This window comes from Myroides pelagicus (assembly GCF_009711055.1).
GTDB classification, from domain to species: domain Bacteria; phylum Bacteroidota; class Bacteroidia; order Flavobacteriales; family Flavobacteriaceae; genus Flavobacterium; species Flavobacterium pelagicum.
Genome location: NZ_WMJY01000056.1, coordinates 1 through 11,441 on the forward strand (window position 1 = coordinate 1; position 11,441 = coordinate 11,441).

Below are 11,441 nucleotides of genomic sequence, written 5' to 3' on the forward strand. Positions count from 1 at the left end.
AATGACTAATGTTGCATTTATAACTTGAATTCACGGTATAATAAAAAAATCAGTCCTAAAAGACTGATTTTTTATTTTGCCAAACTACTCCTTTATGGCATGTATAAACTGATCGACAGCAGCCTCATCGGTAGCCCATGAAGTAATCAATCGAATAATAGATTGATATTCATCGACTTCTGCCCATACATAAAAATCAAACTGCTTTTGCAGCTTCTCAATTAAAGATTTGGGTAAAATTGGAAAGAGTTGATTTGTTGTTGACTCCCCAGAAAAGGCATACCCCGCCTCTTGAAGAGCTTGTTGAATACGATAAGCCATATCATTAGCATGACGTGCTAAATCAAAATACAAATGGTCCGTAAAGAGACATAAAAACTGTATCCCTACTATTCTTCCTTTAGCTAGGAGAGCTCCCCGTTGTTTAAGATTATAATCAAAGTAATTCGCTAAGGTCTCCTGACTAAAGACAATAGCCTCTCCCAACAATGCACCATTCTTTGTACCTCCGATATAAAACACATCGACTAAAGCAGCTAGGTCTGCCAGCGTCAGATCATTATTATGAGCTGTTAATGCGTGTCCCAAACGCGCACCGTCAACAAACAAATAAAGATCATTCTTTTTACAACACTGACTAAGGTCACTTAACTCTTGTTTGGTATAAATTGTCCCTATTTCTGTCGAATTAGAAATATAAACTACTTTTGGCTGTACCACATGAGGACGTAAACCATGCTGACGAACCACTTGCTCTACGGCAGATGCTGTTAGTTTTCCATCTGTTGTTTGTACAGGGATCACTTTATGACCTGTCGCTTCAATTGCGCCTGTTTCATTAGCATAAATATGCCCTGTATGCGCACTAATTACTGCTTGATGAGGCAACAATAAACTAGACAAAACCAATAAATTGCTCTGTGTACCGCCCGATACAAAGTATATTTCTGCCGCTGGAGATTTCATTTCTTCTCTTAGGATTTCTTTTGCGAGCTTAGTATATCTATCCTCTGCGTACCCCAAATCTTGTACTAGATTTGTCTCTACAAGTTTATCTAAGATAGAAGGATGACATCCTTCGCTATAATCATTTTTAAAACTATACATCTTTTATATATTATTGAACTTGGTTAAAGTGGACCCAATTTAATAAATCTCAAAATTACACTAAAGCAACTGAATTATCTTTTTTTGAAAAAAGCGATATGACAATCTTCGCTTGCGATCACAACTATAATTTAAAAAGAAAATAAATAACCATCCGAAAAACATAACAAACTATAGTACAGACTTCAAAAAAGTAGTTTAACATTCTCTACCTAGAAAAGTATTAACTCGTTCCCTTCTAACAGCAAACAGATATTTGTAACTGATAATCGACTTATAACTATATTCTTTCCTTGCTTTCTTGACCTATGCGTGCATTTTCCTTGCCAAGAAGATGCTTCTGGGCTCGTATACTGCACCTATAGCAGAAGCTTGGCAACAAATAAGATTACTTTGAATCACTCTGTGCTAAAACAAATGACCTTCTTTTCGAAAAATAGTAGTTTTTCTAAAAGAATAATATACCGTTTTTTCTAAAAGTAATCATCAATTGTTTAGCTAAATAAAAATCAACAAATCTCCCACTATGTCATCTAAAAGACATAAACAAATTGAAGATAGGCAAACCAAAAAAGGTCACTCCATAAGGGCAACCTCTTTTATCTTTTCACACCAGTTATTTGACTTGTGTTTTCTTTTATTTTGCTTCTTCTTTTTTTATAGCTATTGGATTTAGGACAAACGTCTCTACATCGAGGATATCACCAAAATAGTAAGTATCATCCGCTTGACCTAGCGCCATAACTTCGTTCTTCTTATATTCTCCTTGACTATCCACCGTCCATAGATATAGTTGATCTCCCACAACCTCCACACTTGTCTGTGGAATTGCTACACTGTTTTTATATCGACTCACAAACATTGCCTGGAGAGTCAACGTATCATTATAAGCTCCTTTGAGACCAATGCCTTGAGCGGTATATCCATCTTCCTTTTCCTTTTGTAATTCCCCAAGAACATAGTTTTGGTTATTGTAGTTAAACAAAAAACTACGCTGAACATGATTTGAATCAGGCCTACCAATATACTTCGCCTGTTCAGCTGTAGGAAATACTTCAGCTTGATAAGGAATTAGATAAGAAAGTAATTGCTTGGCTCCTACTTCCCCTCCGAAAGCAACCGATAGATGATCTACCAATCCGTCAATAGGCGCATAGACATTAACAATCTGTGTACTAGTCTTACTTTCTGGATCATTCATTACTTGCTTAGCCAATACCAAAGCATGCCTTAACACCCCTAAACGTGAATTCAAATTAACCTGCTGCGCATCTGTAAGAGTCTTATCTGTATCTTGTTTCTTTTCCAATTCCAAAATATCTTGTTCTAATTCGGCTACTCTCTTGCTGGCTGCATCGAGATTTACCTTAGATACATCTCTTAAAAGTTGAAACATTACTTCTCCTTTTTTGACAAACTGTCTATTCTTTACCATTACTTGATGTATAGAACCCGAAGACGGAGCGACTATCAACAGTTCCTTACTCCATTTCCACTGTACGCGAATTGGCTTTTCGGTCAAGGTATCTGTTATTCTTTTGATACTTTGCTCCTGCACTATCACCTTGTCCTCTCCCTTATCATCTGACTTGGTACGATATCCATAGATAGCTACAAAGACTAGAAAAAGCGCAGCAATAGCTGTGGTTATATATTGTTGTATTTTCATATACTATTTATATATCAAATAATTACGACTAAAAGACAAAGATAATGAAGAGTTTATTATTATTTAGCATAAGTCATTTATTCCCTTGAACTAAATGCAATAACCTTCCTTTATAAAGCGATGTACAAGATTAGTTGCTTATAAACAAAAAAGCCACCTGCAAACAGATGGCTTTCTAACCTAACTAAAAACACTTTAATCCTTTAAATAAAATTGATTCTTTTCAAGATATAACTCATGGATAGAGGGCAGAACCCTCATCCACAAATCAAAACAAATAAATTACACTATGTAATCATAATACACAGTAACAAAAACAGAGCCAAAAATTCTAATTGATTGAAAAAAAGTAGTACTAGCTAAGCATTGAGCAGCTAGCCTACTAAAAAGCTAAGTATATTTACCTTTAATAAACAAAATATAAACCTTATAGTAACCTAAAGAATTTCAAATCTACTAAAAAGCAACAGCGTAGATGTACAACGCCCTTCTTTAAGTACTTTTTGCATACGTCAAACAAAACATCTCACCCAGCAGACATCATTAATATCTCTGCTCAAAAAAGGATATGTTTCAGAAATGCCTAAAAAAACTTTATCCATCGAAACAAAAACACCATAAACTCAAGTGATAATAATTATTCTTTTGTACCAATTCCTTACCATATAAATTATACATTTGTTATATAAAATACCCGCAGTATGAATATTCTATTGATCGAAGACGAAATAAGTGTATCAAACTTTATCCGTAAAGGACTTGAAGAGAGCCAGCACAAAGTAACTTTAGCCTATGAAGGAACTATGGGTTTAAAATTGGCAATGGAACAAGAGTTTGACTTAATTATCACTGATGTGATCCTTCCCAATATGAATGGTTTTGAAATCTGCAATCACGTCAAGAAATACAAATCAGACGTCCCTATTCTGATGTTAACTGCCTTGTCTACTATTCAGGATAAACTCAATGGATTCAATCAAGGAGCAGATGACTACCTGACTAAACCATTTCACTTTGAGGAACTACTTGTACGTATAAAGGCAATTACAAGACGCAACCAAATGGCTGTGCCTACCCTCAACTATACGGCTAAAGACTTGAAAATGGATTGCTTCAAAAAGGTAGTAACGCGCGACAATAAAGAAATTACGTTAACGCAAAAAGAGTATATGTTGCTAGAATATTTTTTAGTAAATAAAAACCGAGTACTCAGTCGTACCCAAATAGCAGAAGCTGTATGGGGAATCGGCTTTAACCGCGGTACCAATCTGATTGATGTCTATGTCAACTATCTGCGTACGAAAATAGACAAAGGCTTTTCGAGTCAACTCATTCACACTGTGATCGGTATGGGATATATACTTAAAGACGAAGACTGATTATGAAAATACGCACGCGATTGTCCTTACAATTTCTCGGATTATTTGCCATATTGCTCTTAGCAGTATTGGTGACCATCTATACTATTGTCGCTTCACAGTGGCAAAAGAACTTCTACCGTCAGCTTGAAGACAGAGCTGTGACTGTAGGTCATAATTATCTTGCCGAAGACAATTTCACTACAGACGAGTACAATGAGGTACGCTTGCAATTTCCTCGTACCTTGCCCAAAGAAGAAATACGCATCTATGACGCGAGAGACTATACCCCTACATTCATCAGTGAAGGACAGCTGAAATGGGACAAATCACTACTCTCCACAATTACTAAAGAACACAAACTCTACAAGAAAAAAAATAACGTCTATATCGTAGGGATTTACTACCAGGACAATGAAGGAGACTTTATCATCATGGCAAAGGCTATAGATGAAATGGGAAGTGCCGCATTGCATCAATTGCGAACAGTCATGCTAATGGGATTGCTTATCGCCTTAATAATCACTTTTTTATTATCCCGTTTATTTGCACAGTATTTACTTACGCCGATTACAAATATCATCTATCACATACAGGACAAAAACATAAAAACGCTCGAAGAGCCCATATCTACAGAGGGAATGTCTAAAGATGAAATACACACCCTGAGTCAAACAATTAATACTCTCTTTAAACGACTACACGAATCCTTTGAAAACCAACAAGCCTTTGCCTCTCATGCTTCTCACGAATTAAAGACACCCATCGCATCAGTATTGGGCAATGCTGAAATAGCCTTGCGTCAACCCCGAGAACGCGAAGAGTATGAACAAGTACTCAAAGGGGTGGTCAAAGATGCCATACACATGGATCAAATCATTAGTAATCTATTAGCACTTTCGCAAATAGACAGTAGTGTTTACACGCTAAACCCTATATGTTTTGAAGAGTTTTGGTTTGCGACAATTGATCATCTAATTGCACAAAAGTCAGATATTAATATTAATCTAAACATTGACACAGATCAAGACCTACACAGTCTATACCTAGAGGGAATTAGTCAACTCTTGGAACTGGCTATTATAAATATAATACTAAATGCCGATAAATTCTCTAACAGTCAAACCGTTGATCTTAACATGACTACTACAAACAAAGAGATCGTCATCAGTGTGACAGACAAAGGAATAGGTATTAAAAAAGAAGATCTTGAAAAACTAACCCTTCCATTTTTCCGTTCAAGTAATGCTTTTGGGGTAAAAGGTACCGGGTTAGGACTTTCTCTATCTTCCAAAATCATTAATCTTCACAAAGGACGATTAACCATTGATTCTGAATTAAATAAGTTTACAACTGTAACAATCTACATACCGTATATTAAAAGAGATTAGAATATTTTAATGTCTTTTTAATCCCTTTTTAAGAAGTCCTTTAATTCCTTCTAATACTAGGTTAATAAGTTTGCCAAAGAATTAACGCAATACTTATTTAACACTATATGCGAAGAATTAAAAGATCATTAACCGTTGCTATGCTATGCTTTACACTAGGGATAGCTGCACAAAACAACCCTGGCAAAAAAACAGTGGTTGTTGTAGATGCTGAAACACAAATGCCTCTACCAGGTGTAACAATAGAAAACACCACTAGCAACGAATACTTGTTTAGTAGTGAAGAAGGTTCATTCGAACTTGATCCCAAGCAAAATAATGAAGTCGTTATAAAGATTACCTATTTAGGCTATGTAGAACAAGAAATAATAGTCGATGCTAACGATATTCCATCGAGAATAGAGCTGGAAGTAGAAGACAACTTATTAGATGGAATTATCATCACAGGATATACAAGACAGTCTAAAGCAAGAACAACGGGATCAGTTGCAAAAATAGAAGCGGCAAGCATCAATACAGTTCAGGTAAGTTCAGTAGATCAAGCTCTTCAAGGGCAAGTGCCAGGACTTTATGTAGCATCGCCATCAGGTCAGCCAGGAACACCAGGTCGTGTGACTATTCGTGGAATTGGCTCACTACAAGATCAACAGACCACTCCCCTATACATTTTAAACGGTATGGCTATCTCGGCGGCTACTTTTTCATCACTGAATCCAGATGATTTCGAAGAATTAGTAGTACTTAAAGATGCCTCAGCGACGGCACAATATGGGTCAAGAGGAGCCAATGGTGTGATCGTAATCACAACTAAGCGCGGGGATAACGAACAAAAAGACTTGCGTGTAACTTACCAAACACAATATGGATTCTCGAATGTAAACAACTCTAAGTGGGATATGATGAATACAGATCAGCGCCTACAATTTGAAGAGATGTTAAAAGATCCTGATATGCCAGGTTGGGCGTACTCACGCAATAACCCTTATAAGATCGTTAATGGACAACAAGTTCTAAAAACAGAACAAGACTATCAAGAAGGAGATTACAAACTTGCTCAATTAAAACAAACCAATACCAATTGGAAGAAAAAGTTGATGCGCAATGGTATTACCCAATCTCACAACCTAACTTTTGATGGAGGTACTGACAATACACAACACTATACTTCAGTAAACTACTTCAAACAAGAAGGAGTACTGTACAATTCAGATCTAGAGCGATTCAATATCAATAGTAATATACAACATCAATCTGGTCGTTTGAGTACAAACTTCTTTGTAAATTTAGCTAGTATAAACAGCCATGTATCAGAGTCAGACTTTGACGTGAGTGAGACGAATCCAGTTGCGTCTTTATACTTTGCCCTACCCTACGAAAATCCTTATGACAAATACGGCAATTTGACACCAGGCGTTAATCGATTTGGAACCAATGCATTGCAAATGTATCAAGATGTTACACGCAAAGAAAAGCAACTTAGAGGAGTAGTCGGTAGCAACTTTAATTATGAATTAACAGAAGACTGGAAATTGACAAGTACAATCGGTGTGGATTATGCAAAAATATCAAACACACATATCATCAAACCAGACACTTACTTTGGAGACTTAGTAGAAGAAGGAGGTCAAGGAATGTACAGTCAAGGAGATCAAACAAATATCGGTGTAGTGGCCAACTTCGGTACAAACTATAAATATCGATGGGATGCTCATGAGATTGAAGCTATAGCCTTAATGGAGATGAATAGACAGAAATATGACTACTACGGATTTACAGGGTATGGATTAATCGGAGGACTAGATGGAAATGCAGGAGGTACAACACCAGGAACTCCCGAAAATGACTTTATACCAAAGATTAGTGGTAGCACATCAGAAAACTTATTACTTTCTCAATTAGCCTTAGTCCGCTATTCATTTGAAAACAAATATACCTTCAGCACAAGCCTTAGACGTGACGGTTCATCGCGTGTGCCATCAGACAATAGATATAAATATTTCTATGCCTTTGGTGCAAGCTGGAATATCAAACAAGAGAACTTCTTAGAAGATATTGACGTACTATCAATGGCAAGAATACGAGCTAGTTATGGGTTAACGGGAAATGCTAATGGATTTGCTAGTGATTTTGGATATAGACGACTATATGGGCCAGGACAGTATAATGGACAAATTTCTCTAGTACCTACAACACCTGGAAACCCAAACTACAATTGGGAGATGAATAGAATACTAGATATTGGTGTAGAATTTGGTCTATGGAATAATAGATTAGTCGGAGAAGTAGATTTTTACAACCGTATTACAAGTGACTTATTTGTAGACAGAAGTCTTTCTATAACCTCAGGGTTTGAGTCAATCGCAGACAATATGGGTAAAATCAGAAACCGAGGAATAGAACTACGCCTTTCAGGAGATATCATCAAACAATCTGATTGGAATGTAAATGTAGGTCTTAACTTTGCTTATAACAAGAATAAAATCCTAAGCCTAGGAGAAGAAGATGAGATCATCACAGAAGACTACTCAATTCATAAAGTAGGAGAATCATTAGGACACTTTTACATGGTGCGTTGGGCAGGCGTAGATTCACAGACAGGAGCACCCCTATACTTAGATAAGGATGGAAATGTGACTACAACATTTGAACCAGATAATGCAGTATTAGTAAAAGGATCTTATGACCCAGCAATCAAAGGAGGATTTACAACAAATATTCGTTATAAAAACCTTGAAGTAAACGCTTTGTTCTCGTTCATACACGGTATGTATCGACTAAACACTGGAGAGTTTTATAGAACATCAGCTGATCCAAACTATAGAATATACAATCAATCTACGTCTATGTTGGATATGTGGCAAAATCCAGGAGACATAAGCAACAATCCAGGAGCTACTCACCCTAGATACATGACAGACAGAGAGCTACAAAAAGCAGATTACTTAAAACTAAGAAATTTAAGCATTAACTACAAATTCAAAGATTTAGGAAAGTACAATCGTTATATCAAAGAGATCAATATATTCGGACAAGGACAAAACTTAATAACTTGGACCAAATGGAGAGGTCAAGATCCTGAAGATGACAACAACTGGTACGAATACGAGTATCCACTACCACGCACCTTCACAGCAGGTCTAAAAGTTATTTTCTAATTCAATTAATCGATAATCATGAAAGTTGATAAAATATTCAAATATACCCTAACGATGCTAATCGCACTAGTGACATTCACTAGTTGTGATAGCATGTTAGACATTGACCCAACAGACAATGTAGATTCAGAGCATATCTATAAGTCTGTGAAGAACTTTGAACAAGGAGTTTTGGGAGCTTATAGCGATCTAAACTTAGAATACAATGCGTTAATCGGATCTATACTAGCAGATGAAAACAAGCTAGCACCCGAAAACAATGGTGTAGATGGGTATGCGGTAAACTTACATCGTTGGACATTCGCCTCAGATGACGATATCCTGTTAGAAGTTTGGAAAAACTACTACAATCACATCTATAGTATCAATACACTACTAGAGAATGTACATAAAGTGCCCGCAACTAATACAGAAGAAACAAATCAATTAAACAATTTAATAGCAGAGCTTCACGGATTACGCGCTTTAATACACTTTGAATTGCACCGTGTATTTGGCGCAGGAGACTATTTAGCTAGCAGTACTTTGACTATACCTTATGTTACTAAGGCAGGTATCTTTCAAAAACCAGGAAAAATAACACTAAGCGAATATTACCTAAACTTATGGAAAGATATAGAACAAGCCGATGAATTAACAGGGGCTTATACAACAGGAAATCACCGATTAACAAAAATGGGAATCAATGCTTTAGCATCTCGTGTAGCTTTATATCAAAAGAACTATATATTGGCTATCAAGTACAGTACAGAAGTGATCGATAACGCACCTCTAGCTAATGTAAACACTTACGCTAATATATGGACAGACACCAGCAATGATGAAGTAATATTCAAACTAAAGAGAAATACAGAAGATAAAATACGTCCAAATACCTTATGGTATAACTACGCAACAGGAAAGACATTATTCTACGCTTCAAACAAACTAAAAAATCAATACAATGCTACTACAGATGTTCGATATGCTACATTTATTGATGAAGATGACAACAGAAGTATCAACAAATATGGTGGAAATGAGAACAGCAATCGTATCAATGACTATAAAGTGTTCAGAAGTAGTGAAGCTTTATTAATACGTGCAGAATCTTACTTTCAACAAGGAGCACAACAACAAGCTTTAGAGGACATCAATACGCTTCGAAATAATCGATTTACTCAGGATAGTAGTTATACGGCACTTACACTAGAGAATATCTTAAATGAGAGAATGCTAGAACTACCTTTTGAAGGACATAGATACTTCGATAGCAAACGATTAGGTAAAGCAATACAGCGCGATATAGTTGATTTAATCACATCTCAAGATCAGAAAGTCCTTGAGCCAAATGATGAAAATTATCAGCTACCTATCCCACAAAAAGAGATACAAGCCAACCCAAATTTAAAATAGTCCTATTTGCCCTGTTATACTTACGGGGCTAAGGTAAAAATAAATAGCAGGCCCCCGCCTGCTATTTATAGAAACAAACTAACCATATTGCTTGCTTAAAATTTGAAAAACACCCTCGCAAGCAATACTTAACATTAATTCCCCAATTAATGTACTTTTAAGATTACACGTGAACTTCTATAGCTCTGCGTAATTCTCCTATTATTTCTTCTCTTAAAGCCATTGGTTGTTCCACTTTTACGGATTTACCAAACCTTAAAATAATCTGTTTTAAATCTTCATTCGGTCTTACTTTTAAATTAACCTTAAACCTAGCACCATCTTCCTCCATTGTCAATTCTTGTGAATGATGTAATGGAATAGACTCTAGATAGTTCTTGTAGTATTTATCAAAAGATAATACGATAGTCTGTAATTCTGTCTGAGCCAAATGTAGTCCAATAATTTCAGAGTAGTGAGCCCTAATCCTTTCAATATTTTCTTTAAAGCGTTCTTTACTTTTAATCACTTCTACTACACGTTCCATTTCAAAGCACTTCAAATCTCTACCTTCTTTTCCTACTAAGAACCACACTCCGTGGTGTTGTTTAAAAAATAAGGGAGAAATTAAGTGTTCTTCTACACTATTGCTATACTGTGAATGGTATTTGATTGTTGTCTTATAGTTCTTAATCATCGCTTGAAACAAGACTTGAATCAGCTCAATAGGCACTACACCTACTTTATCTTCAAACTCAATATACGGACTAACAGCAACGCGTTCTTTTTGAGAATTAGCCAAGACATCATTTAATACTAAACTTGTAATACAGTTCAATACCATATTGGTCTCGTCCAAATAACGAAGAGGTATAAAATATCCTTTTCTCTTTACATCTAATTTGACCTCTACACCAAAATCTGTTTTTAACTCTTTTATTGCACGGTACAATGTTCGCTCGCTAATCTCGATATCGTATCCTTGCAAATACTCTAATAAAACTTCTCTTGTGGGGTATGCTCCTTTTTTAATAAAATTCAAGAGCAAGAAGTAATAGCGCAATTTTTTCATATTTCCAATTTAAGTTGTGTCGTCTGCTCATAGCAAACCTTAATTGGAATGCTAAGATATAGCTTTAGTTGTTTTTTTAACAAATAAAAATGGTGAAACTACTATTTTTTTGAGTAAAGCACACTTAAAAATACGCAAATTGCGATTAACAAACAAATACATTCTTTACTTACCGCACACTTTTATATTATAAAGTTCTAACAACTAGTATTTTATAACAATATTAAATAAAATCATGCCAAAAAACACTCTTTAAAAAAAACTCTATTCAAATCCTGTCTTAGATTCAACAAATAAATGCAACAGCATTTAAAA

Annotated in this window: 7 protein-coding genes; 4 read left to right on the top strand and 3 right to left on the bottom strand. The window is 35.7% G+C overall.

The genetic code is table 11. The annotated features are described in order from the left end of the window. Window positions 1-84 precede the first annotated feature (84 nt). Entirely contained in the window at window positions 85-1,107 is a 1,023-nt protein-coding gene (locus GJV77_RS14085; protein ID WP_155036968.1) for a threonine aldolase family protein, read from the bottom strand. Between the two features lie 637 nt (window positions 1,108-1,744). After that, a complete protein-coding gene (locus GJV77_RS14090) occupies window positions 1,745-2,776 on the bottom strand; it encodes an efflux RND transporter periplasmic adaptor subunit (RefSeq protein WP_155036969.1) in 1,032 nt (343 codons plus the stop codon). Window positions 2,777-3,477: 701 nt separating this feature from the next. Between GJV77_RS14090 and GJV77_RS14095 the strand changes: the two genes are divergently transcribed. From GJV77_RS14095 to GJV77_RS14110, 4 genes are all read left to right on the top strand, one after another. Continuing rightward, the gene (locus GJV77_RS14095) at window positions 3,478-4,155 is read left to right on the top strand and encodes a response regulator transcription factor (protein WP_155036970.1); all 678 of its coding nucleotides are present in this window, start codon (window positions 3,478-3,480) and stop codon (window positions 4,153-4,155) included. Window positions 4,156-4,157: 2 nt separating this feature from the next. Beyond that, a complete protein-coding gene (locus tag GJV77_RS14100; protein WP_155036971.1) occupies window positions 4,158-5,525 on the top strand; it encodes a sensor histidine kinase in 1,368 nt (455 codons plus the stop codon). A 107-nt stretch (window positions 5,526-5,632) separates the two neighbouring features. Beyond that, window positions 5,633-8,680 (top strand): SusC/RagA family TonB-linked outer membrane protein, encoded by a 3,048-nt coding sequence (locus GJV77_RS14105; protein ID WP_155036972.1) that lies wholly within the window; start codon window positions 5,633-5,635, stop codon window positions 8,678-8,680. An 18-nt stretch (window positions 8,681-8,698) separates the two neighbouring features. Beyond that, window positions 8,699-10,075, top strand: coding sequence for a RagB/SusD family nutrient uptake outer membrane protein (locus GJV77_RS14110; protein ID WP_240142892.1), 1,377 nt, complete (start codon window positions 8,699-8,701; stop codon window positions 10,073-10,075). A 163-nt stretch (window positions 10,076-10,238) separates the two neighbouring features. Here the strand turns inward: GJV77_RS14110 and GJV77_RS14115 are convergent, their stop codons facing one another. After that, the gene (locus tag GJV77_RS14115; protein ID WP_155036973.1) at window positions 10,239-11,126 is read right to left on the bottom strand and encodes a helix-turn-helix transcriptional regulator; all 888 of its coding nucleotides are present in this window, start codon (window positions 11,124-11,126) and stop codon (window positions 10,239-10,241) included. Window positions 11,127-11,441 lie beyond the last annotated feature (315 nt).